Origin of the sequence: Paraburkholderia sp. USG1, assembly GCF_031570135.1 — a bacterium.
Classification (GTDB): Bacteria; Pseudomonadota; Gammaproteobacteria; order Burkholderiales; family Burkholderiaceae; genus Paraburkholderia; species Paraburkholderia dioscoreae.
On sequence record NZ_JAMWXW010000021.1, the window covers coordinates 79,395 to 104,755 of the forward strand.

Below are 25,361 nucleotides of genomic sequence, written 5' to 3' on the forward strand. Positions count from 1 at the left end.
TATGTCCTCTCAGGTCGCTTCGGCCGACGCCGTTGCGCTGCCGTGAGCATGCACAAGTTGCGGCGAGGCCACCGGCGCGCTTGCCGGCTGCGGTGCGGGCGAATACGCGAGGTAATCGCCCATGCTGAACGTACTGGTGGCCTGGCGGAATTTGTAGGCGAATCCCGGCCACAGCGTGGTGTTCCTGCCGGTTTTCGGATCGAGATACCAGCTCTTGCAGCCGCCCGTCGACCAGATCGCGCGGCCGAGTTTCTGCTGGATCTGCTCGTTGTAGGCACGCTCGACTTGCGGCCGCACTTCGATCGCATCGGCGCGTTCCGCATTCATCGTCTTGAGTGCGCGCAGAATGTATTCGACCTGCGACTCGATCATGAACACCATCGAGTTATGGCCGAGACCGGTGTTCGGTCCGACGATCATGAAGAAGTTCGGATAACCAGGCAATGCCGTACCGAGATACGCATGCGCGCCGTCGCGCCACGTATCGACGATATCGACGCCGCCGCGCCCGCGCACCACGCCGCGCGGAAACGGGTCGGCCACCTGAAAGCCGGTGCCGAAGATCAGGCAGTCGGCCTGGTGGCGTGCGCCGTCGGCGGTGACGACCGCGTCTTCCTCGATACGGGCAATGCCGGTGGTCGTCACCGAAACATTCGGGCGCGACAGGGCGGGGAAGTAGTCGTTCGAAATCAGAATGCGCTTGCAGCCCATCGTATAGTTGGGCGTGAGCTTGGCGCGCAATTGTGGATCGCGCACCTGGCGGCGCAGATGCTTCTCGGCGACTTTCTGTGCCGTCTTCATCAGCGAAGGATGAATCGCAAAGCCGAATGCGCGCGATTCGAGCATGCAGTAGAGCGCCGAGCGCATGATCTTCTGCGTGACCGGCACGTGCGTGAACAGCCATTGTTCGAGCGGCTTCACGCGGCGGTCGGCCTTGGGCATGATCCAAGGCGGCGTGCGCTGGAACAGATCGAGATGCGCGACGCGCGGCGCGATCTGCGGGACGAACTGGATCGCGCTCGCGCCGGTGCCGATCACGGCGACGCGTTTGCCTGCCAGCGAATAACTGTGATCCCAGTGCTGCGAATGGAACGTTTTGCCCCTGAAGTTTTCGATGCCGGGAATGGTCGGCATGGCCGCGCGCGACAGGCCGCCCATGCCCGAGATCAGCACGCGCGCCGACCATTGCTGGCCGTTCGCGAAGCTCAGTTGCCAGCGGTGGCGCGTCTCGTCGTAGATCGCGCTCGCGAGTTCATGGCCGAAACGCAGATGCCGCTGGACGCCGAAGCGCTGCGTGCAGTCTTCCAGGTAAGCGCGGATTTCCGGCTGGCGCGCGAACATACGGCTCCAGCGCGGATTCGGGGCGAAGGAGAAGGAATAGACGTGCGATTGGACGTCGCACGCGCAACCGGGGTAGTGGTTGTCGCGCCACGTGCCGCCGACGGAATCGGCCTTTTCGGCGACGATGAAATCGCAGATGCCGGCCTGGCGCAGGCGGATCGCCATACCGAGGCCGGCAAAGCCGGACCCGATGATGGCGATGTCGGTCTCGACGGGCGCGGACGCGCCGGGCGCCGCGGTGTCGTGGGGCATGCGTGCGTTCATCCGATCCGTCTCCTTTATTTACTCTATTAACTGTTACATTGTTTGATGTAACAATATAGGCTGGTAACGGATGACGCAAGGAGGCGGTTAGACGCGCCCCTCTAGGCCCGGATGCACGCGGCGATTCACTTGGCGGCCAGCGCCGCCGCGACTTCCCGGTTCTGCCAGACGCTGTCTTTCACGGTGATTTTCTGCGGGATCAGATTGGCGCCGTAGAACGCGTCCGCGACGATTTGCTGCGAGCGCACGATTTCGTCCGTACTCGCCGCGCGAGCGGTGCGTAACGACTGCATAAGTACGAACGCGGGCCGGGACCGCACGCAGAGTTACTTTTTCGTTTTGTCTTTCTTCTTCGAGGCGGTCGTGCTTTCGGCGGGATGCCCGAGTTTCTTTGCCATGATGGCTGCGACGCGGTCGCCGAGATAATCGCCGGACGCTTCTTCGAGAGCGCGGTTCATTTCGCTTTCCACCAGCACCATTGCCAGTGGCCGTACGCGCCAGATGGCGTCGACCAGAGCGGGCACATCGGCGGGCGGCGGCAGTGCGTCGGCGTCGTAGCGGTCCAGTTGGCGCACCACCAGATCGACCAGTGCTTTGGCAACCGCGTTGAAATGCGGCCTCGCGATGCCCACGGCGTCGAGCAGGTCGGCAAGCGGAATGCCTTCCTTCGCCATTGTGGCGCCGGCGGCCAGCGCGGTCGGGCTGCCTGATACGAAGGAAAGACCGTGACGTTCCAGCAGGCCGAGATCGACCGCTTTGCCGAGCGCGCTCGGCGAGGCTTTGTCGCCGAACATTTGCAGCAGTTCGATCAGCGAGTATTTTTTCGGCCGCTCGCGCGACCAGCGGCCGCCGATCGCCGTTTCCAGACCGAGGATGGAGCGCAGATCGTGGCCTTCGTCGACGGCCATGATCAGATCCTGGATGTTGGCGAGCGTATAGCCGCGAGCGAGCAGATGGTTGATCAGCTTCAGACGCGATACGTGCGTGTCGTCGTACACGCCGACGCGGCCGCGCTTTTCCGGCGGTGCGAGCAGTCCCCGGTCCTGGTAGGCGCGCACGTTGCGCACGGTGGTGTCGGTGACGCGCGCGAGTTCGTCGACGGTGTATTCGTTGCGCGGCGTGATGCTGGCCGGGTCGCCGGAGTCGGCGGGCAGCGGTGGGACAGGAGGCGGCGTGTTGGGCATGCCGGGATTTTACCGCGACGGCGCGCGCGCCTGCCAGCGCGCTCGCCGCATGCAGGCGGATGTTCGGAATTCTCGCGGGGATTCGCTTGTGTTTCCGGTTCCGCCTTTGGGCTATCCGGCAGAGTTAGCGTTTCTATGGGTGCCGAATATTTGGCCGTGGCAGACGTGGTGGTTCGGGCGCTTGAGGTGCTTCAGGCACTTCAGGCACGTCCGGGCGCAACGTCGTCCGGCGGGGTCGAGTCACCTTTGCCGAGCGTGCGCTGCATCAACGTCGTATCGAGCCAGCGGCCGTGTTTGAAGCCTACGGCCTTCAACGTGCCCGTCAATTCAAAACCCAACTGCGTATGCAGCGACAGCGAGCCGCCGCTGCCGCCGTCCGCGATCACGGCGACCATCTGGCGCCACGGTCCGGTTTCGCAGCGCTCGATCAGCGCCTGAAGCAATACGCGCCCCAGGCCTCGCCCGCGATAGGCATCGTTCACATAGATCGAATCTTCGATGGTGTTGCGATACGCGGCGCGCGGCCGGTAAGGCGTCGCGTAGCAATAGCCGGCGACTTCGCCATCGATCTGCGCCACCATGTACGGCAACCCGTAGCTGCGCACCGACGCGAGCCGCGTGCGCAGGTCGTCGACGGAAGGCGGAATTTCCTCGAACGACGCGACGCCGGTCAGTACATGGTGCGCGTAGATTGCCTGAATCGCGGGAAGATCGGCTTCGGTGGCGTCGCGGATCAGCGGGGCGGCGGCATTCGCCGAGTCCGGGGCGGAGGGCGCGGGGCGGGTGGTGCTCATACGTGTTCCTGTCGTGGCGATAAGTCTGCGGATACGTTTTACTATGCCCGCCGTGCGCGCGAATTTGAAGCGAGTCAAAAATCGCTGCGACGTATGGCCGATATCAGCGCACGTACAGGCCGATCGCATCGCGCGCGCACGCACGCTCAACGTTGCGACACTCAGTTATGCGAGTACGTGTCCGGCTGTGTCACATGTGCGCGATGATGCCGGCGATGCTTCGCCTTATGTTTCGAGCTGGTTTTCGACGGCGGTGCGTGCTGTTCGGCAGGCGGCTCAGCGGCCGGCTCCTGAGCCTGCGCGTGCGGCGCGGGCGCGGGCCGCGTATTACCGGACGGCAGCGCGCTCTGGCCTTCTCCGAAACGGAACGTTTGCGACGTCTGGGCGTACGCGCCGACTGCCACGGTCAAGGCGGCGACCGCGAGGCAAATTGAAAACTTCATGGATCCTCCTTCTGAACGAACCGGTGAGGATACCTGTTTCCTGTCAGCGGATCGATCACATCAGCCGGAGCGGCCCGCTTGCATTGTTGTCGATAAGCGGCAATGCGCGCGAACCGGGCAACTCGTAGTGCCACCATTCGCTTTTGATGTGCGTGAAGCCCGCGCCATGCATCACGCCGAGCAACAGCATGCGATTGCGCTGCACATCTGCTTGCAGACCGGGGTGAAAGTGCTCCGATTCGATCGTCATGGCGTCGAAGCCGGTGCCCATGTCGAGTTCCTCGCCTTGCGCGTCGAGCAGTGTCAGGTCGAGCGCTGTTCCACGGCTATGATTCGAGCCGCGTTTCAGATCCGCCACGTAAGTCGGGTCGGGCAGAAAATCCCACAACACCTGCTGCGCTTGCGGCGGCCGGTACGCGTCGAAAATGCGCAGCGTCGTGCCGATCTGACGTGCCAGTTCCACTGCGCGGCGCAACGCCGCCTCCGCCGGTTCGAGCAGGAGGCAATGCGCGGCCCGGTAGATTGGTTTGCCGGTGAGATTGCGCGCCGTGGCGTAGACGAGGTCGATGTCCACGCCGTGCGTGGCGTGTGTGATTTCGATGAGTCGATGGTCGGTCATGTGACGAAGAGGGAACGAAGGGAGAGGAGCGCGTCAGAGGTCGTCGAACTGATCGAATTCGCTTTGAAGTTCACGGTTGCGCGCCGCGCGTTCATCGAGATTCGGCCCGAGCTTTTCGACGATCGCCGAAATCAGCAGATTGAAGAGACAGGTAAGCGGCGCGAGCGAATCCCAGAACTGGCCGACGTCGGTCTTGACCTGTAGCAGATCGCCGTCGAATTCGCGCGCCCACGGACAATAAATGTCGGTGATGAGCGCAAAGGGCAGGCCGCGGCGCGTGGCGGCCTCGCAATAGCGGCGTGCGACCTTCGAATACGCACGAGTGTCGGTGACGATCAGATACGGCGATTCGAATCCCGAGTTCAGCGAATCGACATACGAGCCCGACATGCCGTCCGAATAGAACACGCGCGGGCGGATATATTCGAGGTAGCTATAGAACGCGTTGCTGATGCCGCGCGTGGACTGAATGCCGAGAATGTAGACGGCATCCGCGCTGGAGATGCGCTCGGCCACGCGCGCGAACACCGGCGATTGCGCGAGCTGATAGACGTGCTGGATCGCACCGAGCTCGAGTTCGAGCGAATGGGCGAGCGCGGGGCGGGGCGCGGCGGGCGAAGCTGCATCCGGCGCGGCTTCGTCGTGTTGGCCGGCGGTGCGGCGGAACGCGTCGAGGCGGTCGGTGATCAGCCACGGACGCTCCTGCGTGCCGCGCAGTTCGCGCTTCAGGTCGTCGAGATTCTGATAGCCGATGCTGCGCAGGAACCGGCCGACCGAAATGCCGCTCGTGCCGGCTTGCTGCGCGATCTGATCGGCGGTTTCGAGGCCGAGCCGGTCGAGGTTGGCCAGCATATAGCTGGCGACGCGCTTGGAGGTGGGCGTGAGTTCGGCAAAGCGGGCTTCGACGGTTTGAGCAAAAGCGGTCGGCATCGTAGTCGCGGGGCGGGCAGTGGTTAGTCGATCATCGGGATGATGACATATTCAACCGGCCGCCCATGCCGCGAGCGTGTGAAAAATGGCCGAAGCGCGCGCGTCAGGCAGCCGGCCGTGCCGGCGTCACCCGGGAAAAGCGCCGCGCGCCGGCCACGCAGGCCACGACTACCACGGTGACGAGGATCATCGCGGGCGGCACCTGTTCGTGCAGGAGCAGCCCCGCGAGCAGCAGGCCGAAGAACGGCTGCAGCAACTGCAACTGCCCGACGCCCGCAATGCCGCCCAACGCAAGGCCGCGATACCAGAACACGAAACCGATCAGCATGCTGAAGAGCGACACATAGGCGAGGCCCCAGAGCGCCGCGTGACTGACACCGTCGAACGATGCGGGCCGTGCCCATACTGCGAGCGGAAGCATGAGCGGCAGCGACAGCACGAGCGCCCACGAAATTACCTGCCAGCCGCCGAGGTGGCGCGACAGGCGCGCGCCTTCGGCATACCCCAGCCCGCATGCGACGATGGCGGCCAGCATCAGCGCGTCGCCAACGGGCGATGCGTCGAGCCCGTGACGCAAGGCGAAAGCCACCACGGCGCCGCTGCCGAGCGCCGAGAACAGCCAGAACGCCGGTTGCGGACGCTCGCCGCCGCGCAGCACGCCGAAGATCGCCGTGGCGAGCGGCAGGAGACCGACGAACACCACGGCGTGCGCCGAGCTCACGTGCCGCAGCGCCAGCGCCGTCAGGAGCGGAAACCCGACCACCACGCCGAGTGCGACCACGACGAGCGGAATCAGATCGCGGCGCGCGGGGCGCGCCTGGCGAAACACGAGCAGCAGCAACAGGCCGAGCGTGCCGGCGATAGTCGCGCGGGCCACCGTCAGGAATAGCGGGTCGAGGCCTGCCACGGCAATACGCGTGGCCGGCAGCGAGCCGCTGAAAATCAACACGCCTATGAGGCCGCTCAGCCAGCCGTTGGTTGTTTTGTCCATGCGCAGAGTCCATGCGTGAGGAGAGAGAACGCATAGCATCGGCTATCCGGCCGTGGACAGTAAGGTACGGATCGGTGCAAACCGTCCAAACTGTATCGAGGAATGGAGCGGTACAGCGCGTTGCGCGGCTGCCCATTTTCGCTGCGGATCACAACGCATCGTGCATATCAGTCAGCGGTTCCGGGCAACGGAACGCCAATCACGGACAGCCGCGCGACACCACCGTGGCGACTGGCACGGCAGCATCGCCTTCGGGCTGCGTCATGAACGTCTATCATGAACTGATGGGTTCACGGGATTGGGTCAAGCACGTGATGAGGAGACGAACATGAGCAATCTGACCGCCAGGATCAAGCATGAATTCATGGAGATGATTCCGCCGACCCTCTACTTCCTCGTCATTCTCCACATTGTCGCGATCATGCGCGCGCTGATTTCGCGCGGCTATGACGTCACGTTGCCGACCTCGGTCTCCGTGACTATCGCCGCGCTGATTCTCGGTAAATCGGTGCTGATCGCCAACCTGCTGCCGTTCATCAACCGCTTTCCCGAGAAACCGCTGATCTGGAATATCGGCTGGAAGACGGCGATCTATACCCTGGTGGCTCTGGTCGTGCACTACCTCGAGCATCTTTACGAATACTGGAAGGAGGCGCCGAGCCTCGCCGCCGCCAACCGCACGCTGCTCGCCAATCTCAACTGGCCGCATTTCTGGGCTATCCAGATTCTGCTGGTGACGCTGATCGCGATCTATTGCGTGGTTGCCGAACTGGTTCGCGTGATCGGCCGCGACAAATTCATGGCGATGTTCTTCGGTCCAATCCCGCCGAAGCCGACGGGTCACGTTGCCGGATAGTTCAGTCGCCGCCCGTCGCGCGCGGGACGGGCGCCTGGCCGCCACCTACTTGCATAGCAGAAGCAGACGCTCCTGGTCCGAACACGTCGAGCGCGGTTTCGGCGCGGCCTGGGCCGCGGTGGCGCTGATCGCGGCGCTCTTGTTCGCAAGACACGCACGCAGATGCTTTTCGACCGGCGCGTAGTATTTCCATCCGCGCACGAGAGTCGGCAACTCCAGCTTCACCTGCTTCCATTTCGGATGTCCGTGCTCCTGCAGATTGTCGAAGTTGGCGCATAGCGAGTCGGCAAAGTGATTCAGATTGCCGACGGTATCGCGCAGACCGTAATCGTAGGTGACGAGAAAGGCCTTCACGGTCAGCGTGGGAACGTCTTCCTTCAGCCAGTTCGGATAGCTGGTGGCGCGAATCGTCGCGGGAAAATAGGTCTGTTTGGCGCGGGCGGTTTCGGGCGCGGCCGGATCGACCTTCAGCAGGCGGATTTGTTGCAACAGGTCGGGGTTCATGTCGTTGAACAGTTTCGCCGGCTGGCCGACCACGATGATCGCGACGTCCACTTTCTTCACGATCAACGCGGCCAGTGCGTCCTCATTGCTCAGATGCTGGATGTTCTGCTCGGGAATGGCCTGGCCGAACATCAGGTGGTAGAGCGTCGTGGCCGACTGCGCGGTGCCGCTGCCGATCAGCCCGACGCTGATGCTTTTGTCCTTGATATCGGCGAACGTTTTCAGCGGCGAGTCCGCGCGCACCACCACGTTAATTTCCTCGTCATAGAGCGGCATGATGAGCCGTAGCGGCCGGATTGCCGTGCCCGCGTCGGCATTGCCGGCGTTGGCCATGTCGATGTAAGCCTGATATACGTCGGATTGCACCAGCGCGAGTTTCACGCCCGGCTCGAAGCGCATGCGTTGCACGTTTTCGGCCGAGCCCTTCGACGCCATCACTTCGAGGTCGATGCCCACCGGCTGCGCAACCCATTTCGACAGATCCTGGCCGATCTGGATATACGTGCCCCGTTCCGGACCGGTGACGATCTTGTAATGCGCCGGCTCCGCGCAAGCCAGCGAAGATACGACCATCAGCGCCAGCCCCAGCCATCCCGCCAGAAGTCTCTTCAGCATGGTCTATCTACCTTTCGGTCAGGTTCATACAGATTCGCGCGTCGACGCGCGCGAAGCACCAGTGAGCCGGTGTGCCATGTCATGTTCTATGTGCCGCAACTGCCATGTCCGTCTGTTACTTATCAAACCGCGCGTGCTTATGCTTGCGTTTATAGGTGCGATTTTCCGGGATATTTATCTATATGATTCGGTATCCGTAATATATTTCATTGCCTGGCGGTAGTGCCCGTGGAAGACTTGGCCGCATTCGCGGGCGCGCGGTTCCAGCCGGAATCCTTGATGGCGCGCAGGCGCGCATCGACGCTGTTGTTGTCGGCCGTCGCGACGGCGGGGCGCGGTGCGGCTATGACAACTGCGTTGTTCGCCGGCATGCCTTGAGGAAGCGGTGTTTGTAGCTGAACCGCCTGCTGCGAAGGTGACCCGGCTTGCGCTTGCGCAGGCGGTTTGACTTGCGGCTGCGTGCCTGTCGCAGCGTGCGGGTTGAGCGGTGCCCAGCCGGTCTCGCGAATCACGCGTTCCAGAATGGACTTCGCTGTTTCATTGCCGGTGTCGATCGCGAGCGCTTCGTTGGCGTGCTGGCGCGCGCAAGGCCACGACTGCTGTGCCGCGCAAGTTTGGGCCGCCTGCAACGCGGCGTCGCGGCGTGCGATCAGCGGCTTCAGTTCTCCTGCCAGGTCTTGCGCGCCGGAGCTGCCCGGTTGCAGCGCCTGCGCGGCGCCGAGCGCGGCTTGTGCCGAAGAGAGATCGTTGGCGCGCAAGGCGAGGCGTGCTGACTGCAACGCTTGGGCCGCGTCGCTGAACCTGGGTGCCGCGGGTTTGACTGGCGCCGCTGTGACAAGCGGCGCGACAGGCGTTGGCGGTATCACCTGAGCCGGTCTGGCCGGCGCGACCGATACGGCGGGTTTGCCCGTGACGGCAGCCTGATTGGCCGACTGGGCCGGTGTGTACGGAGCGATCGTGCCGGTAGTCGTTCTGGCATCCTGAGTAATTTCGGTTTCGTTCGACTGGCCGCTATTTCCACCCGACAGATCAGTGTCGCTGAATAGCGCATATCCGACATACGCCAGGCCGATTGCGACAACCGCACCGATGGCGAAGAGCACCTTACCAACCGACCTCGCGCCGCGACCCGCCGAACCAGGTAGCGCGGGGAGAGGCGGGACCGGCGTATCCGGCGAAACGAGTGCCGATGCCGGTAGCGCGGCCTCGGCGGAAGCCTGTTCGCCGGTGCCCGTGGCACGCATTGCAAGGCCGCTTTCGTCCGGTGTCATCGGGTCGGGACTGTTCTTCTGTGTCGTTTTACCCGTGGCGCTCGCGCGGCTGCCCGGAATCACCGTGCGCTTGTGCGGACCCGCGTCGAGCGGATGCACCGCGCCGCAATACGGGCAATAGTCGACTTGCCTGTACAGCGCGCCGCCACACCGTTTGCAGGGCGTCGGAAAGCTGTGGCCGATCAGTGTCTGGGTGGACATGCTGTGACCCACCTGTGGAAAACAATGCCATTACGGCATGTTCCGGATCATGTTGAAGCGGGAGCAATGTCCGCGGAATCACGATCCACATGCGCCGGAGAGTCCTGAGCGGCAAGCCCACGCTTACGGTGCCGCTGCTCGCAATATGTGGCGTTTCGGTGAGAACGTCAATCGACGTTGCTACCTATCTTATGTGCGCTAGCGAACACTTGTAGGTACGACGAAATGCTCCATATGTCGGCAGGACGAATGGGGGAGAAAGTTTTTTCACGCCATTTGAGCGGGGCTAAAAACAGAACGAGGTCGCGCGCATGGCGCTCGACCTCGTTGTCCCTCATCGTGCCCGTCGTCATTAAACGCTTGCAGGAAGCGCTCGAAGCAATTGGCGCAATCGTCAATGCTTGCGCAGCGGATGATCCTTCAGCAGCCACGCGAGCGCGAACGCCAGTACCACCACGCAGGCAGCCGCAAGATAAACGGTGTGCAACGCACCGGCGAACGCTTGCAGATAATCGTCGCGCAATGCTTCCGGCAACTGATGGATCGCAGCGGGCCCAAGCGCGTGCGGCAATTCCGTGTCCGGCGGAATCAGCTTTTCCAGACGCGCGGCAAGACCGTTCGAGAACACGGCGCCGAAACCGGCCACGCCGATCGAGCCGCCGATCGAGCGGAACAGTGTCGCGCCTGAAGTTGCCACCCCCATATGCCTGAACTCGACCGTGTTCTGCACAGCGAGAATCAGCACCTGCATCACCATGCCGAGCCCGCAGCCGAGAATGCCCATGTCGATATACATCACATGAATCGGCGTACTGATTTGCAGGCGCGCAAGCAGGAGCATCGCGACTGCCACGAGTAAGGTTCCCGCGATCGGGAACATGCGATATTTGCCGATCTTGCTGATTACGCGGCCGGTCACCATCGACATGACGAACAGGCCGCCCATCATCGGCAGCATCTGCATGCCGGCTTGCGACGGTGTCGACCCTTTGACGACCTGCAGATACAACGGCAGGAACGTCACCGAGCCGAACAGCGACACGCCGATGATGAAGCCGATCAGACTGCTCAGCAAAAACGTGCGTTGCCTGAAGAGCTCGAGCGGCATGATCGGTTCGACCGCGCTGCGTTCCTCGTGGATGAAGCCCCAGATCGCCACCAGCCCCATGCCCAGCGTGAACCACAACTGCGGCGACGACCACGGCAGGATCGTGCCGCCCTGGCTCGTGAACAGGATGATGCAGGTGAGAGCGCCGGCGAGAAATGCGGCGCCCATGTAGTCGATGGTGTGCTTCACGTGGCGAACATGCGGCTTGAACACCGCGCCGATCACGACGAGCGAGACGATGCCGAGCGGCAGGTTGATGTAGAAAATCCAGCGCCACGTCAGATGCTCGACAAGAAAGCCGCCGAGCAATGGGCCGACCACGGTCGCGAGACCGAACACGCCGCCGAACACGCCCTGATAGCGGCCGCGTTCAGCCGGCGGAATCACGTCCGCGATGGCGGCCATCGTAACCACCAGCAAGCCGCCGCCGCCAAGACCCTGCAACGCGCGCAGCACGATGAGCTGCGTCATGTCCTGCGCGACGCCGCACAACGCGGAGCCCACCAGGAACACGATGATCGCCGTTTGCAGCACGATCTTGCGGCCGAACAGATCGCCGAATTTGCCGTACAGCGGCACGACGATGGTCGAGCTGAGCAGGTAGGCGGTCACCACCCATGACAGGTTGTTGAGCCCGCCCAGTTCGCCGACGATGGTCGGCAGCGCGGTCGAGACGATCGTCTGGTCGAGCGCGGCGAGCAACATCACCAGCAGCAGCGCCGGGAACAGCAGGCGGATCGGCGGATGATCGCCGGCCTGCGCGCCGCTCTGCGGGCTGTCCTGCGCCTCGTGCTGTGTCGTCAGCTCGGCGGGTTGAGTCGTGGTCGATTGATCCATGGCGGCCTGGCGTTGAAATTAATTAATTTAGAGATTAATATATGCGACATCGCGTCACCCGTCAAATCGAGTGCAATGGCAAGAATTCCGTCCGACGATCAAGCGGTGAAAAGCCCGCCGAAAGACATCGCTGGAGTGAAAGGGCGCAAGCCGCGAGCGGCGCTCAGGCGGCCTGCTGAAACTCAGACAGATTCGCAGGCAGATGCGCCGGCGAATCTCAAGGCAGCCGCGCCGCCACGTCGGCCGGGCCGGCCTTCGGGCGCCGCGCGCGGACCCGATCAGCGCAACCGTCTGCTCGACGCGGCGCTCGTCCTGTTCGCGCGGCAGGGCATTGTCGATACCACGCTTGGAGAGATCGCCCGCGAGGCCGGTTTCACGCCCGCAATGATGCATTACTACTTCAAAACCCGCGATCAGTTGCTCGATGTGTTGATCGACGAGCGTTTCGCTCCGTTGCGCGCGGGTCTAGGCGTGCCGTTCCAGGAGAATCCCGATGATCCCGTGGCAGCGATCACGCAGCTCACGCGGCGGCTCGTGCAGGTGGCCACCGACCACCCGTGGTTTCCGTCGCTGTGGGTGCGCGAAGTCATCAGCGATGGCGGCCTGCTGCGCCAGCGCATGCACGAACGTTTCGGCGACGCGCATCAGAAGGCGTCGCTGTCGGCCATTGCCCGCTGGCAGAAAGAGGGGCGGCTGAATGCGGGGCTGGAACCGGCGCTCGTCTTCGTTACGCTGCTAGGGCTGACGATTTTGCCGCTGGCCACGTCCAAACTGTGGTGCAACGATCCCGTACGTCGCAATATCGGCGGCGAGCAGATTGCCCGGCATGCGGTGGCGTTGCTGGTGCAGGGGATTGGTCCGAAGAAAGCAGGCTGACTGTCTGTCACCTGTCACCTGTCACCTGTCACCTGTCACGCCACTCGCCACTCGCGCAGTCTGCAGATGTGGCGCAAAGCGTGATAGGCAGTCGACACCACCACCGTCGTCTCTCTGTCTCCGCGTCCGTCTCCGCTCCCACACCTAATAAGCCGCTTTCGTCGAACAAGTAGCAGGCAGCACCGCGCAACCAGTCCCGCCCGACGCCGAATCTGGCGAGGCACGCCGCATGCTAGTGGTGGATTGAAACGTGAATGCAGGCGGCATGACGCGACCTCGCCGGCATCGCAACGAACAGGAATGTGAAATGAGACGCCGGGCGGGAAAGGCCGTGCCAAATTGGGGTTTGCACGAGCTGTCGCGGCGGATCGGGAGTCGGCCTCGGCGAGCCGTGACTGTGGCGCCGAGGGCCGGTTTTTCATCGGCGTGCAATTTTGGCGCGTTACTGTGCGCACGCGTTGGCGTTCAGGCCATGTTTTACAATCGCGGGCCTGCTTGCAACTCTGCGCATGAAATCGAGTCGGACCATGAACAGCAATATCGCAGCCGCGCAAATGGGCGGCAAACAGCAGAGTGAAACGTTGGCCACGTCTGACGGCCTAACCGGTTTTTTAGAGCAACAACAGAAAATGACTGCAGCATTGAGACTCGATCAGGCCACGATCGTGCTCGTAGAAGACGACCCGGACAGCCGGGAATCGCTGACCTTGTTACTCGAAGCGGAAGGCGCGAATGTCGTCGCGGTGGCGGATGCGGAAGAGGGCGTGGAGGCGGCGCTGCGGTTGTTGCCCGACGCCGTGGTATGCGACCTCGAACTGCCCGCCATGGACGGCTTCTACCTGATCCAGCGCTTGCGCGACCACGAGATTCGTGGCGACCACGCACCATCGGTCGCCGTCGCGCTCACTGGCCATACGGACGAAGCTTATCGCTTGCGAAGTATCGGCGAAGGCTTCCAGCACTTCATGACGAAACCGGCCTTGCCCGAGGATCTCGTGACGCTGCTGCACGACGCGATCGACGCCCGCGCGGCGGGCTGAAAGAGCGGGGCGGCTTCGCGGACGTGGTCGGTGAATTGCGTGCCGCAGCGCCGTTGTAGCCGCGTTCCCGCCGGAAAGCGGAGCGTTTGCCCTCCAGAGGCCCGTCTCGGCGGCGAACCGATTCCGGTGCGCTCCACGAGCCGTGGCTGACGGCGCAGCCAGCCGCGCTATTTGACGGCAGCAACAGGCTGCGCCGCATCCTTGCCCGCCGCCGCCGCTTCCGCCGCCTGACACGTAGAGCACAATCCCTTCAATTCGATTTCGTCGCTCGCGAGCCGGTAGCCCGCGTCTTCGATTTGTGTGACAAGCGCCTGGCGCAGCTTGGGCTGGTGCAATTCGGTGACGTTGCCGCACTGCTGGCAGACCACCAGAATGCCATGCTGACATTGCGTCAGATCGTGGCAGACGGTGAATGCATTGATCGATTCGATCCGATGCACGAGGCCTGCCGACAGCAGAAAGTCGAGCGCGCGATAAACCGTGGGCGGCGCCGAACCGGGATGGATCTGGCGCATCTCGTCGAGCAGCGAATAGGCTTTGGTGGCGCGCCCGGAATTCAGCAGCAATTCGAGCACTTTACGGCGGATGGGCGTGAGTTTTTCGCCGCGTTCGCGGCAATATTCTTCCGCGAGTATCAGGGCGGCTTCCTGCGAATTACCGTGCGCGTGCCCCGGCTCATGAGAGTGAGCGGAGGTGGCTTTTGCGGTGGTCGCGGCGGGCTTGGCGGTCTTCATGCGACGATTATAAAGGCCATCGTGCCACGCCGTGCCGGCGCGCTGTGCGTTCGTTCGTCGTGGCGCAATGGCGCTGCGCGAAAAAGCGGGAGCAAGGGCAGCAGAGCGAGTGGCCGGCGTTTGGGCATACGCAGCCCGATGGCTCGAACCCGATGGTTCAGGTCAGCGGAAAGTCCACATACTTCTTGAACCCCGTACGCGTCGCAATGCGCGAATACCAGCGCTCCAGATTCGGCAGCGGCGGACGCTCGACGCCATCCACGCCGAACCAGCGTTTCGCGTAGGCGCCGATCACAATGTCGGCCAGCGTGAACTTCTCACCTTCGAGGAAGAAGCGCCCTTGCAGATGCGTGTCAAGCATGCGCCACAGCACGGCGACGGCGTTGAAGTCGCTGGCCAGTTTTGCGGTGTCGCGCGCGGGGGCGGGCGTGCGCACGAGCGCCCAGAACACGGGCCGCTCGGCGGGTTGCAGCGTAGACAGCGACCAATCGAGCCAGCGGTCGATGCTGGCACGCGCTTTCGGCTCAGACGGATATAGCAGGCTGCCTTCCCCGTATTGCAGCACCAGATAGCGCAAAATCGAGTTCGATTCCCACAGCACGAAGTCGTCGTCGACCAGCGTCGGAATCTTGCCGGTCGGGTTCATCGCGAGATAGGCGGGTTCGTCGTTGCGGCCGAATTGCAGGCCGGCGTCGATCCGTTCATACGGCAGAACCAGTTCGTCGCAGCACCACAAAACTTTCTGGACGTTGACCGAATTGGTGCGTCCCCAGATCGTAATCATCCGGTAAATCCTTTTCTTGACAGTTGGCAAGCCGCGCCCGTCGCGCGGCGTTCAACCGGTAACGATACACGATGCGCGTGATGTTGCGCGCCGCCGGGCGGCAACCGGCGGCGCCGGGCATGCCGGGCGGCATGTCTGAAAGCGCCGCCGCTACAGGGGTTCGGCAATTGTGCGCGTTGCGTACAATGAGCCCATCCGAATACGACGAGGCACGCATGGCCCGCATTGTTCCCGACGACTGGAAAAGCCTTGCCGCCACCGGCGCGGCGGCCCGCGAGCGCGAAACGCTGGCGTTGCTGGAAGAAGCGCTTCCCGAGGGCTACACCGTCTATCACGGCGTGCACTGGACACGTCTGAACCAGAACTTCTCGGTGTTCGGCGAAGCGGATTTCGTGATCGTCAGCCCGGCCGGGCGCGTGATGATCGTCGAACAGAAAACCGGCTTCCTGCGCGAAACGCCGAAGGGACTGGTCAAGGTTTATCTGCAGACCGAGCGCAACGTGGCGATCGCGCTCGCGCACACCGTCGAAAGTCTGCACCGGCGCTTTACCGCGGCGTTCGGCGCGGGCACGTATTTCATCGAGGAACTGCTGTATTGCCCCGATCACGTCGTCAAGGACACGGCGATTGCCGGAGTGAATCCCGCCCGGATCGTCGACGCGACGCGCAAGGACCGGCTCGCGGCGGTTATCCGCGAAGCCTTGCCGGCCGATGAGCCGCGCCTTGCCAGCGCGCCGAAAATCCACCATTTTTTCGCCGACGAGCTGGCGCTCACGCCCGACGCCAGCGCGCTGCTCGGGCAGGCGGGCACGCTCGTCACGCGCCTGGCAGGCGGTCTCGCGACGTGGGCAAGGCGGCTCGAATTCTCGCCGTTCCGGCTGCGCGTGATCGGCACGGCCGGCTCGGGCAAGACGCAACTCGCGGTGCAGGTCATGAAAGACGCGGTGGCGCGCGGCCAGCAGCCGTTATACGTGTGCTTCAACCGGCCGTTGGCGGATCACATCGCACGCGTCGCGCCGCCCGAAGCGAAGGTGGCCAACTATCACCAGCTATGCGACTGGATCGCGCGCGACGCGGGCCGCGAGCCGGATTTCCAGGCGGGCGGCGTGTCGCCCAATGGGACTTCCCTCGCGGCGTTCGATCAGCTCGAAACGATTTTTGCGGAAACACCGATCGGTCCGCGCTGGCAATTCGACGTGCTGATCGTGGACGAAGGCCAGGATTTCCAGCAGCCGTGGGTCACCGCACTCGAGCGCCTGTTACGTCCAGGCGCCGCGTGGTGGTGGCTCGAAGACCCGCTGCAGAATCTGTATATGCGTGAACCGGTCGCGCTGCCCGGTTGGACCACGCTGACGGAAACCACGAACTATCGCAGCCCGCGTGACATTCTCGATTATGTGCGCGACGTGGTCGGCGCCCCGGTGCCGGTCGCCGCGGCGATCGCGTCAGGCAGCCCGTTCGACGGCTCCGATATTTCGCTCTCCGTGTACGACGAAGCCAGTGCAGCCGAAGGCAGCATCGAGGCGACCAAGCGCGCGATCACCCAGGCGCTCTCGCTCGGCTTTCGCAAGCAGGACATCGTCGTGCTGTCGTTTCGCGGCCGCGAAGGCTCGGCGATGACCGCGCTGGATCACCTCGGGCCGCATCGGCTGCGCAGTTTCACGGGCAAGTACGATATGTTCGGCAACCCGGAGTACCGCGAAGGGGACGTGCTGTTCGAGTCGATCTACCGCTTCAAGGGGCAGGCGGCGCCGTGCGTGATTTTCACCGAGGTCGACTTCGAGACCTTCGACGAACGCATCGCGCGCAAGCTGTTCGTCGGCGCCACGCGCGCGACGATGAAACTGATTGTCGTCGCGTCGCAGCGGGCCGCGCGGCATCTGCATTTGCGCGGCGGCAAGGAGATCAGGGAAGCGAAAGAAGCGTAGGGCCCGGACGCTTCAGACACCCCGGACGCTCAGGTCCACGCACGCGCGCCGACCAGCATGCCGGTTTGCGTATGCGCGTCCCACCAGATCACGCGCAGCAGCGGTGCCTGCTGGGCGATCAGCAACGCCTGCACCGGATCGCTCTCGATGAAATGCGTGACGCCGCCGCGCAATGCGGCCGTGGCCTTGTGAGCGGCGCTGCCGGCGGGACTTTCGTCGTGCGTGTCGGGCGTGCGCATCGTCAGTTGCAGGTGGCCGAAGCCGTGCCGCGCGAGCCACGCCTCGGTGCGCGCGCGATCCATCTCCGGCCGGCCGGTGATGATCGTCCGGACCTGCTGCAGGTCGATGCCGGGCAGCACGTCGAACGGCAGCAGGGCATCGCGCTCGGCGAGCGCGGCGGCCAGATCTTCGTCATAGCGGGCGAGCGGCACGTCGGGCAGCAGAATGCCGTCGAGGTCGATCGCATACGTGGCGTATTCGTGATCGTCCGCCATCGCGGGCGCCTTGCCGGCTTCGACGCGCGCCCAGTCTTCGCGATAACGCTCGGTGTAGGCCTGGCGCTCCCACGGAAACAGGGCGAAGTAGCCGCGCGCGTCGATCGCGTAGTCGGGTTGCGTGCGGCTCAGGTCGTCCACGGCGCCGGTCAGCGTCCTGACCACGAGGCCCTGCTGCTGAAGAAACGCGATGCAATCCGTCAGCGTAAAACCGCGCCCCGCGATGTCCTCGCACAGCAGCACGACCGAGCCCGCGGGCGGGATCGGCAGCGTCGAATCCCAGGCGACCGTGCGCGCCTCGCGATCGTAGCGCAGGAACGCGACCGGCGTGCCGACGGCGTGCGACACCATCAGCGCGAGCGGCGCGCCGCCGCGCAGAATGCCGATCGCCATCGTGAAGCGCTCGGCCAGCAAGGCGGGTTGCAGCGACTCGATCCAGTGATCGAGTTGTTCGTACGTCAGGGGCAAAACCGGCTTGTTCATGACTCGTTGGGCGGCGCGTGGCGCGTGTGGGGCGAGTTTCTCTGGCGCGGGAGCGGCTTGCGGTGCTCGCGCGGCCGCGGCTCCTCGTTTTTGAGACAGAGAATTTTGGCGATATTATGCATGCGGTTCAAAGATCGCGTCGGGGGCAACGGGTGGCGGGCGCGGCGACAGATCGGACCGGGGACTGTCCGGCCACCCACAGCAAGATAGACAACGGAATAAAAAAGCAGATGACCAAGTTGACCGCAGCGGTGAATGGCAGGAAACATGCAATCTGGGCCGCGGGCCTCGTTCTCTCACTGGCCGCATGGAGCGCGCTAGCCCAGTCGGATCCTCCACCTTTATCGCTCGACGTGCGCGGCAAGATCGGCAAGACTACCGATGCGTCGCACCAGACGTACCATTTCACCGAGGCTCAACTGCTCGCACTGCCGGTCCATACGATTACGACCGCGACCACCTGGACGCCGCGCTCCACCTTCACAGGACCGCTGCTGGCGGATATTCTGAAGACGGTCGGTGCGTCTGGCAGCCAGATCGAAATCCACACGCTCGACGACTACACGTACACCATTCCGGTGTCGGACGGCGATCGTTATGGCGTGATCGTCGCATACAGCATGAACGGCCGGCGTCTGAAGATCAGCGACTTCGGGCCGCTGTTCCTCATCTACCCGCGCGATGCGTTCCCCGATGAACTCACGGGCGCCTCGGGCGATTCGAAATTCGTATGGCAGATCAAGGCCCTCATCGTCAGATAGTGCGCCGTCCGTGGCGCCGAGTCCTCTACGTGCTGATCTGGCTGACCGCGCTCGCGGCGCCGGCCGGCGCGATCGGCTACCTGTTGTACGCGAATCTGCTCAACCCGCGCGCCACCGAGCAGTTGACCGGTTCCTACGACGGCTTCTACTGGGACGCCGCGCAGTTGCAAATCGCGTACGCGCGTTTCGAGAATCAGCTGCTGCTGTATCAATCGGGCGGCGACGACGACTATCAGCGGCTGATGCTGCGTTACCAGTTGCTGCAATCGAAACTCCACGTGATGGCGGGCTCGACGCGCCGGCTGACCACGCAGCTCTCGCTGCTGCAAAGACAAATGGACGAAATCCATTCGCTCGACCGGTTGCTGGGCGGTATCGGACCTGAAGTCGATGCGTTGCCGAAGGACCGCGGCGAGGCCAATCGGATCGTCGCGCAACTGCGCGAGCACTGGAACGAGGTCAACGATCTCGCGCTGAGCCGGCGCTTTGCCGACGTCGCCGACCGCGAAGCGATGAACCGCGATTTCATCGACAAGCGCCGCATGCTGTTCGCCGGCGGTCTGTTGCTGCTGTTGCTGTCGGCGGCGGCGACGCTGTTGCTTGTATTGAACGGGCGGCGCCGCACGCGCCTGATGCGTCAGCAACACGCGGCGCTCGAAGCCGAGCACCAGGCGAGCCGCGCGGCGCGCGAGGCCAGTCACGCCAAGGACGCGTTTCTCGGCATGATCAGTCACGAGCTGCGCACGCCGTTGCACGCCATCGTGTCGTCGATCGAATTGCTGGGCTTCAACTATCACTCCGAGGCGGACCGCAAGGTGATCCAGCGGCTCGAAACCGCGGCGCGGCATCTGGAAGCGCAGATGAAAGACCTGACCGACTATGCGCGCCTCGGCGCCGGCAAGCTTGAATTGCGTCACGAACATTTCGAGCCGCGCGAGCTGCTCGCGTCGATCGTCGACGAACATGCGATGTCCGCCGCCGCGCGCGGTCTGCGGCTCGAAAGCGAGGCGAGCGGTGTGGGCGGCCTGGTCGATTCCGATCCGCACCGGATTCGCCAGATCGTCAACAACCTCGTTACCAACGCGATCCGTTACACCGAGACCGGCACCGTGCGGGTGCTGTTGCGGCAGCGGCCGGCGCTGCTGACCTTCGTGGTCAGCGACACGGGGCCGGGCGTGCCGCATGCGCAGATTCCGCTCATCTTCCAGGAGTTCACCCAACTGGACGCATCGCGCACGCGCCGCTTCGAAGGCGCTGGGATGGGGCTGACGATCGTGCAGGGGCTCGTCAAACTGTTCGGCGGCACCGTCGAGGTGGCGAGCAAGGTGGGCGAGGGCACGACGTTCACCGTCACCATTCCGGTCACGCCGGTCGCCGCCGCGCAGCCGCAGGACGTGGCGGCGCGCACCGAGCCTGGCGGTGCGCGTCCGTGCGTGCTGATCGTGGACGACAACCGCCTGATTCGCGAGTCGCTCAGCGAAATGGTCGCGTATATGGATTTCGATGCGCACGCCGTCGCCAATGCCGACGACGCCCTCGCCTGGCTCGACGCGCGCCGCTGCGACGTGGTGTTGCTCGATCTGCATATGCCCGGGCGCGACGGCTATACGTTTCTCGCGGACTTCGCCGCGCGCGGCGGGCCGTCCGCGGGCGTGCCGGTGATCGTGGTCAGCGCGTATGCGCCGGACGAGGGAACGGAGGACGGCGCCGGCTCGCAGCAGCCCTTTTTCGATGCGCTATTGAAGCCGGTCCATTACGAGGAACTTCGCAGCGCGTTGCAGCGGGCTCTGGCTTCGCGGCACACGGTGTGATGCGAAGAAGACCGCTGCTTACGGCCGGTTCAACCGCTTCGACAGATCGGCCACCAGAATCGCCATGCGCGCAGGCTTTTCATAGCACGCGACGTCGTAATTGCGGATCACCTGGCTGATCTCCGATTCGCTGGCCTTGCCAGTCAGCAATTCGCCGGTCAGCACGAAAATCGGCGCGTCCGGGTTTTCCGAGGCGCGCACTGCGCGAATCGCGGCCGCCGAGGTTTGCGAGCCGAACAGCCAGTCGATCACGATACCGTCGAACACCTGGGTTTGCAGTTGTTCGGCAAAGGCCGCCAGCCCATAGATCGCCACCGCCGCGAAGCCGCTGCGCTCCAGATAGTCGCGCAGGTTGTCGGCGCTCGCCTGATCGTCGTCGACCACGGCGATGGTCGGCTTGTCGGTTTCGGCGCGGCGCGGATAGATCTCGATCTTGTGAACTTCGTATGCGCTTTGGTAAAGCGTGCCGTCATGACGCGCCACACGCCATTGCCCGAGCCTGGAATACGCGACGAATTCGGGGCGGCTGCCCGCCTCGAGCGCGGCGCCGACCCAGGCCGTGCAGGCCAGTTCGATTGCGCCGATGCAGAACACGGCTTCCTGGGCGATCGCGCCGACCATGCCCGGATCGAGCGATTGCGCGCCGAACAGCTGGGCGGCCGGCTCGCCGAACACCTCGGCAACCTTCTTGATCTGCGAGAGGGTCCACGGGCTGTTGCCGCGCAGCTTGCGGTGCCCCTGTGAAAAACTCAGGTCGAGAATACGGCACAGCTCCGTGGTCTGCTGGCGCTTGCCGATTCCGTGCCGGCTCATCAACTCGCGCACGCGCTCGGCGACTGCGATGGAGTCAGGTGAGTGTGTTTCGTTGGCCATACTGCGTGAGAATCCGCCGTCTTAAAGGGTACTGGGGAGTGCGATACGACAGGCGCGACACGGCCATGCACATTCGATGCGCATTGACGCGGTTACGCAGGGGACAGCAAATGTACCGTAAAAAGTATCGCAGTCTGTAGTTTTGTTGATCGCCGCCAAGCCCGTTGGTGCAAGAGTCGGAACGGACCGGTTCGGCGATTTTTTTATGCATTTAGCATGAGTCGTATTTTACCGATGAAACCGCGCCGCATCGGCAGAGAAATATCTCTGGCGTGGCGAACGGCCCGGAATGCCTGGCCGGCGGGCATGGCGGCGAGCCTCGCCGCCATGCTCTTCAGGCCTTGAAAATCCGCTCGGCGACCTTGGCCGAAGCCCGCTCGGGCGCTTTCGCCGAAACCCGCTCGGTCGAGCCGGGCGTCCGGCCGATCAGCCGTTGGCCCCCGCTCTGCCTGACGAATAGACGGTGCATCATTCGCTTCCATACGCCGGCGCCAGCCTCGAGCACTACGGCATTGCGAACAGCCGGGCCGCCTGCGAAGATTATGCCCACACTTAAAACCTGCCAGTCCGATGACCACCACTTACCCGCTGCACGCGAACTTCACGCCCGCTGACCAGGTGTTCCCGAAACATGCCGACGTGGTGATTGCCGGCGCCGGCATCATGGGCTGCGCGGCCGCCTACTATCTGGCGCGCCGCGGGCTCTCGGTGGTGGTGCTCGACAAATCGCGGATTGCCGGGCAGCAGTCGTCGCGGGCGTGGGGATTCGTGCGCCAGCAGGGCCGTGAAGCCGCCGAAGTGCCGCTGATGATGGCGGGCATCAAGCTGTGGGAAAAACTCGAAAGCGAGCTGAATTTCGACCTCGAATGGCGTCAGGGGGGCTGTCTCTACGTGGCGACCGGCGAAGAAGACTGGAGCTCGTTCCAGCAATGGATGGACGTCGCGCGCCAGCACGGGCTCGATACGCGCACGCTCGACCGCAGGCAGATCGACACGGTCGTGACCGGCATGCAAGGCCCGGCGCTCGGCGGCCTCTACACCCCGAGCGACGGTCAGGCGGAGCCGCGCCGCGCCGCGGCCGCCTTCGCGGCGCGGGCGGCCGGGGCGGGCGCGCTGTTTTTCGAAGGCTGCGGGGTGATCGGCGTCGAGCGCGCGGGCGGCGCGATTGCCGGCGTGGTCACCGAGCGCGGCACCCTGCGCACTTCGCGCTTCATTTGCGCGGCCGGCGCGAGCAGTTGGCGTCTGCTCGAAACGCTCGGGCTCGAACTGCCGCAGCAGGCCGTGCGCGGCACCTGCATGCGCACCAATCCGCTGCCGCGCATCACCGCGTCGACGTTCTGGGGGCACGGTCTGGGCGTGCGGCAACGCGCGAACGGCGCAATCAATCTGGCCGACGACATGCAGGTCGACGTCGATATGACGCTCGGCCATTTCCGTGCGCTCAAATGGTTTCTGCCGGAGCTGTGGGCGCAGCGCGAGAAATTCAGCTTCCATCTGAACGGTGCGTGTCTGCGCGATCTGCGCGACCGTTTGCCGGGCGGCGTGCTGAAAAACGAACGTGTGCTGCATCCGCGCGATCCGCATCCGCAGCCGAACGAGCGCCACGCGCCGCATGCGCTGAAAAAACTGCGCGCCCTGTTTCCCGCGTTGAAAGACGCGCAGGTGGTCGAATCGTGGGCCGGTCTGATCGACGTGCTGCCCGACGGCATTCCGGTGATCGACGCGCCACCGCAGGTCAGCGGTCTGACGATCGCGACCGGCTTTTGCGGCCACGGGTTCGCGATGGGACCGATTGTCGGCAAACTGCTCGCGGAACTGAACGATGGCGGCGAGGCGTCGCTCGATCTGTCGGCGTTCCGCTTGCAGCGTTTCTTCGACGGCACGATGCAACGGCCTCGCAGCATGCTGTAAAAAACACCCGTCTCAATCCGCTTAAGGCGCGACCAATGAACCAGCCGATCTTGCGCCATGCCGGCGTGCCGTACTACACGCAATGGGGCAGCCCCGAATGGGTTGGCCCGATTGTCGAGCAGCACCGCGACCCTTGCGACGATCCTGAATGGCGGCGTAGCGGCTTCATGAACCCCGAGCGTTACCGCTTCTGGGCTAAACGCCTGCGCGGCCTGACCTGCCTCGAATCCGCGCTCGACTACTGGCGCATCGGCCACGCGCCGTCCTGCTCGACGAAGCGCTACGGCATGGCGCGTACCGCATGCGCGAGGACGGCGGTGTCGACGGTTTGATCTACCGGCCGTTTGCCGATTGGGTGGCCGGCGCATTCGGCTTGCAGGTCGACGTGCTGCCGCAGGCGTTGCTCGAAGAGATGGCCGCGCGGCTGAACGCCGATACGCTGGCAATCGTCTCCGTGAGCCCCGAGATCCGCTATCCCGACCGGCCGAATCGGCGCCAGGGCGGCCATCTGGTCCTGCTGCACGGACGCGATCGCGACGGCGTATGGTTTCACAATCCGTCGGGCATTGCGCCGCATCAGGCGGATGTGTATCTGCCGTTCGAAACCATGACGCGTTTCTACGCGGGGCGCGGCATGACGCTCAGCATCGCCTCCCAGGCAAGGAGCGATGGGATCGTTCGGTGAACGCAGTGATCAGGCCCGTTTTCTGCTGAGGAGCCTGCACCGACTTCTGCGATACCGGAGCTGCCATGAATCGAGTCTACCTCCTGCTTGCCGCCAGCCTTGTTGTGACTGGCTTTGCCGACCCGGTGAGCGCCGCCAGCCGCGACGAGCAAACCAAGGCCTGCCGTGGCGACGCCATGCATTTCTGCGCCGCTGACATTCCCAACAAAGAAAAGATCACCGCGTGCATGAAGCAGCACGTGGATGAACTGAGCCCGGCGTGCCGCGCCATGTTCAAGGGCGGCAAGAAGGGCGGCGACAAAGATACTTCGCAATGACGGCGAGGTGGTCGGCTTCGCCTTCGGCCGCTTCCACGAAGGGGTCTACCCGAGGCTGTGGTGGTGGTGCCGGCACGACTCTACTTCCACCATAAGGAGCCTGCGATTCGTCCCCAAGCCGGCATGCCGGCCCTGACCGGCTGCCAGTCGGCCAGGCCATTGATCTGTTCACGGCGTTACGCGTAAGCCGCCCATGACTCGCCTCCAGGCGGCGCCCTAGGCGACGGCTGAACCACCCATTGCCTCCCGCCACGTCGCTGCTCTGCCGCGATCCGGCCCCACCGCGCGTCAGGCGTCGTAGAATCGCTTGTCATAGATTCTCCGGAGCTGCCGCGTGCCCGATCTGCCCCATGCCGGAGCCGCGTCTATCGCGCGCGCGTTTGCCGCGCCGTGTCCGCACGCCCTGGCAGCCGCCGCGCGCCCGCACGCGGCTCATTGTCCCATTCACCAACGATCCGCTGTCGGCGCGCGGCCGCGTCGCCCTGCTCGACCGTCGCACAACGGCGCAGGAAGTTGGCCGCTGGAGCAATGCGCGGCCAGGCGCGGTAGTGGTCGGCCCGGTGCGCGCGTCGCGCGTGCCCCCGTTTTACGAAGACGAGCCGTGTCCGATCGAGGCGGGCGATCTGCTGATGCTGATCCAGTCGTCGCGCCAGCCGAACGAAGCGAGCGTCGCCTGCTAGTCAATTCCAACTCAACCTTTTGCCAA

General features: G+C 64.1%; 25 protein-coding genes and 1 pseudogene. 10 read left to right on the forward strand and 16 right to left on the reverse strand.

Annotated features, from left to right (window positions below; translation table 11 throughout):
• Positions 1 to 9: 9 nt before the first annotated feature.
• The 8 genes from NE850_RS25640 to NE850_RS25675 all read right to left on the reverse strand — a co-directional run bounded on the left by NE850_RS25640 (position 10) and on the right by NE850_RS25675 (position 6,566).
• Complete coding sequence (locus NE850_RS25640; RefSeq protein ID WP_310699571.1) at positions 10 to 1,605, reverse strand: NAD(P)/FAD-dependent oxidoreductase; 1,596 nt, start codon at positions 1,603 to 1,605, stop codon at positions 10 to 12.
• Positions 1,606 to 1,730: 125 nt separating this feature from the next.
• Entirely contained in the window at positions 1,731 to 1,853 is a 123-nt protein-coding gene (locus tag NE850_RS25645) for a hypothetical protein (RefSeq protein ID WP_405044904.1), read from the reverse strand.
• Between the two features lie 78 nt (positions 1,854 to 1,931).
• On the reverse strand, positions 1,932 to 2,789 hold the full coding sequence (locus NE850_RS25650; RefSeq protein ID WP_007176914.1) for a MerR family transcriptional regulator: 858 nt from the start codon (positions 2,787 to 2,789) through the stop codon (positions 1,932 to 1,934).
• Between the two features lie 200 nt (positions 2,790 to 2,989).
• Positions 2,990 to 3,583 (reverse strand): GNAT family N-acetyltransferase, encoded by a 594-nt coding sequence (locus tag NE850_RS25655; protein WP_007176915.1) that lies wholly within the window; start codon positions 3,581 to 3,583, stop codon positions 2,990 to 2,992.
• Between the two features lie 161 nt (positions 3,584 to 3,744).
• On the reverse strand, positions 3,745 to 4,026 hold the full coding sequence (locus tag NE850_RS25660) for a hypothetical protein (protein ID WP_165188175.1): 282 nt from the start codon (positions 4,024 to 4,026) through the stop codon (positions 3,745 to 3,747).
• Positions 4,027 to 4,081: 55 nt separating this feature from the next.
• Positions 4,082 to 4,645 carry a D-alanyl-D-alanine dipeptidase gene (gene ddpX / locus NE850_RS25665; protein ID WP_007176917.1) on the reverse strand — a complete coding sequence of 188 codons (564 nt, stop codon included), beginning with the start codon at positions 4,643 to 4,645 and terminating at the stop codon, positions 4,082 to 4,084.
• A gap of 33 nt (positions 4,646 to 4,678) precedes the next feature.
• Complete coding sequence (gene sapR, locus NE850_RS25670; protein ID WP_007176918.1) at positions 4,679 to 5,575, reverse strand: sap1 transcriptional regulator SapR; 897 nt, start codon at positions 5,573 to 5,575, stop codon at positions 4,679 to 4,681.
• Positions 5,576 to 5,678: 103 nt separating this feature from the next.
• Positions 5,679 to 6,566 carry a DMT family transporter gene (locus NE850_RS25675; RefSeq protein WP_007176919.1) on the reverse strand — a complete coding sequence of 296 codons (888 nt, stop codon included), beginning with the start codon at positions 6,564 to 6,566 and terminating at the stop codon, positions 5,679 to 5,681.
• Positions 6,567 to 6,894: 328 nt separating this feature from the next.
• On the opposite strand from NE850_RS25675, the gene NE850_RS25680 reads away from it, so the two are divergent.
• A complete protein-coding gene (locus tag NE850_RS25680; RefSeq protein WP_007176920.1) occupies positions 6,895 to 7,422 on the forward strand; it encodes a hypothetical protein in 528 nt (175 codons plus the stop codon).
• A gap of 45 nt (positions 7,423 to 7,467) precedes the next feature.
• Here NE850_RS25680 and NE850_RS25685 read toward each other — a convergent pair whose 3' ends face one another.
• The 3 genes from NE850_RS25685 to NE850_RS25695 form a co-directional block, all read right to left on the reverse strand.
• Positions 7,468 to 8,541: a TAXI family TRAP transporter solute-binding subunit gene (locus NE850_RS25685; protein WP_310699572.1), complete on the reverse strand. Its 1,074-nt coding sequence runs from the start codon at positions 8,539 to 8,541 to the stop codon at positions 7,468 to 7,470.
• Positions 8,542 to 8,747: 206 nt separating this feature from the next.
• Positions 8,748 to 10,013 carry a hypothetical protein gene (locus NE850_RS25690; RefSeq protein WP_007176922.1) on the reverse strand — a complete coding sequence of 422 codons (1,266 nt, stop codon included), beginning with the start codon at positions 10,011 to 10,013 and terminating at the stop codon, positions 8,748 to 8,750.
• A 394-nt stretch (positions 10,014 to 10,407) separates the two neighbouring features.
• Positions 10,408 to 11,958, reverse strand: a complete 1,551-nt coding sequence (locus NE850_RS25695; protein WP_007176923.1) for an MDR family MFS transporter — start codon at positions 11,956 to 11,958, stop codon at positions 10,408 to 10,410.
• Between the two features lie 75 nt (positions 11,959 to 12,033).
• Between NE850_RS25695 and NE850_RS25700 the strand changes: the two genes are divergently transcribed.
• Together NE850_RS25700 and NE850_RS25705 are read left to right on the forward strand one after the other, a co-directional pair.
• Positions 12,034 to 12,834: a TetR/AcrR family transcriptional regulator gene (locus NE850_RS25700; protein ID WP_007176924.1), complete on the forward strand. Its 801-nt coding sequence runs from the start codon at positions 12,034 to 12,036 to the stop codon at positions 12,832 to 12,834.
• A 527-nt stretch (positions 12,835 to 13,361) separates the two neighbouring features.
• Positions 13,362 to 13,874, forward strand: a complete 513-nt coding sequence (locus NE850_RS25705; protein ID WP_007176925.1) for a response regulator — start codon at positions 13,362 to 13,364, stop codon at positions 13,872 to 13,874.
• Between the two features lie 167 nt (positions 13,875 to 14,041).
• On the opposite strand, the gene NE850_RS25710 is transcribed toward NE850_RS25705, so the two are convergent.
• Together NE850_RS25710 and NE850_RS25715 are read right to left on the reverse strand one after the other, a co-directional pair.
• Entirely contained in the window at positions 14,042 to 14,608 is a 567-nt protein-coding gene (locus NE850_RS25710; RefSeq protein WP_007176926.1) for a Fur family transcriptional regulator, read from the reverse strand.
• Between the two features lie 157 nt (positions 14,609 to 14,765).
• Positions 14,766 to 15,392, reverse strand: a complete 627-nt coding sequence (locus tag NE850_RS25715; RefSeq protein WP_007176927.1) for a glutathione S-transferase family protein — start codon at positions 15,390 to 15,392, stop codon at positions 14,766 to 14,768.
• 215 nt (positions 15,393 to 15,607) lie between these two features.
• Between NE850_RS25715 and NE850_RS25720 the strand changes: the two genes are divergently transcribed.
• Positions 15,608 to 17,320: an ATP-binding domain-containing protein gene (locus NE850_RS25720; protein ID WP_310699579.1), complete on the forward strand. Its 1,713-nt coding sequence runs from the start codon at positions 15,608 to 15,610 to the stop codon at positions 17,318 to 17,320.
• A 29-nt stretch (positions 17,321 to 17,349) separates the two neighbouring features.
• Here the strand turns inward: NE850_RS25720 and NE850_RS25725 are convergent, their stop codons facing one another.
• Positions 17,350 to 18,297, reverse strand: a complete 948-nt coding sequence (locus tag NE850_RS25725) for a phosphoribosyltransferase (RefSeq protein WP_007176929.1) — start codon at positions 18,295 to 18,297, stop codon at positions 17,350 to 17,352.
• A 230-nt stretch (positions 18,298 to 18,527) separates the two neighbouring features.
• Between NE850_RS25725 and NE850_RS25730 the strand changes: the two genes are divergently transcribed.
• Complete coding sequence (locus NE850_RS25730) at positions 18,528 to 19,058, forward strand: molybdopterin-dependent oxidoreductase (RefSeq protein WP_007176930.1); 531 nt, start codon at positions 18,528 to 18,530, stop codon at positions 19,056 to 19,058.
• Positions 19,028 to 20,869: an ATP-binding protein gene (locus tag NE850_RS25735; protein WP_035516569.1), complete on the forward strand. Its 1,842-nt coding sequence runs from the start codon at positions 19,028 to 19,030 to the stop codon at positions 20,867 to 20,869. The genes NE850_RS25730 and NE850_RS25735 overlap by 31 nt, the downstream gene beginning before the upstream one ends.
• Before the next feature lie 18 nt (positions 20,870 to 20,887).
• Here NE850_RS25735 and NE850_RS25740 read toward each other — a convergent pair whose 3' ends face one another.
• Both NE850_RS25740 and NE850_RS25745 read right to left on the reverse strand, forming a co-directional pair.
• Positions 20,888 to 21,742, reverse strand: a complete 855-nt coding sequence (locus NE850_RS25740) for a helix-turn-helix domain-containing protein (RefSeq protein ID WP_165188177.1) — start codon at positions 21,740 to 21,742, stop codon at positions 20,888 to 20,890.
• Positions 21,743 to 22,076: 334 nt separating this feature from the next.
• On the reverse strand, positions 22,077 to 22,214 hold the full coding sequence (locus NE850_RS25745; protein WP_157187693.1) for a hypothetical protein: 138 nt from the start codon (positions 22,212 to 22,214) through the stop codon (positions 22,077 to 22,079).
• Positions 22,215 to 22,312: 98 nt separating this feature from the next.
• Here NE850_RS25745 and NE850_RS25750 point away from each other — a divergent pair, with 98 nt between their 5' ends.
• The 4 genes and pseudogenes from NE850_RS25750 to NE850_RS25765 all read left to right on the forward strand — a co-directional run bounded on the left by NE850_RS25750 (position 22,313) and on the right by NE850_RS25765 (position 25,335).
• On the forward strand, positions 22,313 to 23,653 hold the full coding sequence (locus tag NE850_RS25750; protein ID WP_007176933.1) for an FAD-binding oxidoreductase: 1,341 nt from the start codon (positions 22,313 to 22,315) through the stop codon (positions 23,651 to 23,653).
• 35 nt (positions 23,654 to 23,688) lie between these two features.
• Positions 23,689 to 24,338: pseudogene (locus tag NE850_RS25755) on the forward strand (hypothetical protein).
• Positions 24,339 to 24,403: 65 nt separating this feature from the next.
• Positions 24,404 to 24,655, forward strand: coding sequence for a hypothetical protein (locus NE850_RS25760; RefSeq protein ID WP_007176935.1), 252 nt, complete (start codon positions 24,404 to 24,406; stop codon positions 24,653 to 24,655).
• Positions 24,656 to 25,005: 350 nt separating this feature from the next.
• The gene (locus tag NE850_RS25765) at positions 25,006 to 25,335 is read left to right on the forward strand and encodes a hypothetical protein (RefSeq protein ID WP_310699573.1); all 330 of its coding nucleotides are present in this window, start codon (positions 25,006 to 25,008) and stop codon (positions 25,333 to 25,335) included.
• Positions 25,336 to 25,361 lie beyond the last annotated feature (26 nt).

Coding starts and splice junctions, on each gene's coding strand:
- NE850_RS25745 (WP_157187693.1), bottom strand. CDS start 22,214: ATGATGCACCGTCTATTCGTCAGGCAGAGCGGGGGCCAACGGCTGATC.
- ddpX (WP_007176917.1), bottom strand. CDS start 4,645: ATGACCGACCATCGACTCATCGAAATCACACACGCCACGCACGGCGTG.
- NE850_RS25700 (WP_007176924.1), top strand. CDS start 12,034: ATGGCAAGAATTCCGTCCGACGATCAAGCGGTGAAAAGCCCGCCGAAA.
- NE850_RS25675 (WP_007176919.1), bottom strand. CDS start 6,566: ATGGACAAAACAACCAACGGCTGGCTGAGCGGCCTCATAGGCGTGTTG.
- sapR (WP_007176918.1), bottom strand. CDS start 5,575: ATGCCGACCGCTTTTGCTCAAACCGTCGAAGCCCGCTTTGCCGAACTC.
- NE850_RS25655 (WP_007176915.1), bottom strand. CDS start 3,583: ATGAGCACCACCCGCCCCGCGCCCTCCGCCCCGGACTCGGCGAATGCC.
- NE850_RS25650 (WP_007176914.1), bottom strand. CDS start 2,789: ATGCCCAACACGCCGCCTCCTGTCCCACCGCTGCCCGCCGACTCCGGC.
- NE850_RS25715 (WP_007176927.1), bottom strand. CDS start 15,392: ATGATTACGATCTGGGGACGCACCAATTCGGTCAACGTCCAGAAAGTT.
- NE850_RS25660 (WP_165188175.1), bottom strand. CDS start 4,026: ATGAAGTTTTCAATTTGCCTCGCGGTCGCCGCCTTGACCGTGGCAGTC.
- NE850_RS25750 (WP_007176933.1), top strand. CDS start 22,313: ATGACCACCACTTACCCGCTGCACGCGAACTTCACGCCCGCTGACCAG.
- NE850_RS25690 (WP_007176922.1), bottom strand. CDS start 10,013: ATGTCCACCCAGACACTGATCGGCCACAGCTTTCCGACGCCCTGCAAA.
- NE850_RS25720 (WP_310699579.1), top strand. CDS start 15,608: ATGGCCCGCATTGTTCCCGACGACTGGAAAAGCCTTGCCGCCACCGGC.
- NE850_RS25765 (WP_310699573.1), top strand. CDS start 25,006: ATGCCGGAGCCGCGTCTATCGCGCGCGCGTTTGCCGCGCCGTGTCCGC.
- NE850_RS25640 (WP_310699571.1), bottom strand. CDS start 1,605: ATGAACGCACGCATGCCCCACGACACCGCGGCGCCCGGCGCGTCCGCG.
- NE850_RS25735 (WP_035516569.1), top strand. CDS start 19,028: ATGGCAGATCAAGGCCCTCATCGTCAGATAGTGCGCCGTCCGTGGCGC.
- NE850_RS25710 (WP_007176926.1), bottom strand. CDS start 14,608: ATGAAGACCGCCAAGCCCGCCGCGACCACCGCAAAAGCCACCTCCGCT.
- NE850_RS25680 (WP_007176920.1), top strand. CDS start 6,895: ATGAGCAATCTGACCGCCAGGATCAAGCATGAATTCATGGAGATGATT.
- NE850_RS25705 (WP_007176925.1), top strand. CDS start 13,362: ATGAACAGCAATATCGCAGCCGCGCAAATGGGCGGCAAACAGCAGAGT.
- NE850_RS25725 (WP_007176929.1), bottom strand. CDS start 18,297: ATGAACAAGCCGGTTTTGCCCCTGACGTACGAACAACTCGATCACTGG.
- NE850_RS25760 (WP_007176935.1), top strand. CDS start 24,404: ATGAATCGAGTCTACCTCCTGCTTGCCGCCAGCCTTGTTGTGACTGGC.
- NE850_RS25730 (WP_007176930.1), top strand. CDS start 18,528: ATGACCAAGTTGACCGCAGCGGTGAATGGCAGGAAACATGCAATCTGG.
- NE850_RS25695 (WP_007176923.1), bottom strand. CDS start 11,958: ATGGATCAATCGACCACGACTCAACCCGCCGAGCTGACGACACAGCAC.
- NE850_RS25685 (WP_310699572.1), bottom strand. CDS start 8,541: ATGCTGAAGAGACTTCTGGCGGGATGGCTGGGGCTGGCGCTGATGGTC.
- NE850_RS25740 (WP_165188177.1), bottom strand. CDS start 21,742: ATGGCCAACGAAACACACTCACCTGACTCCATCGCAGTCGCCGAGCGC.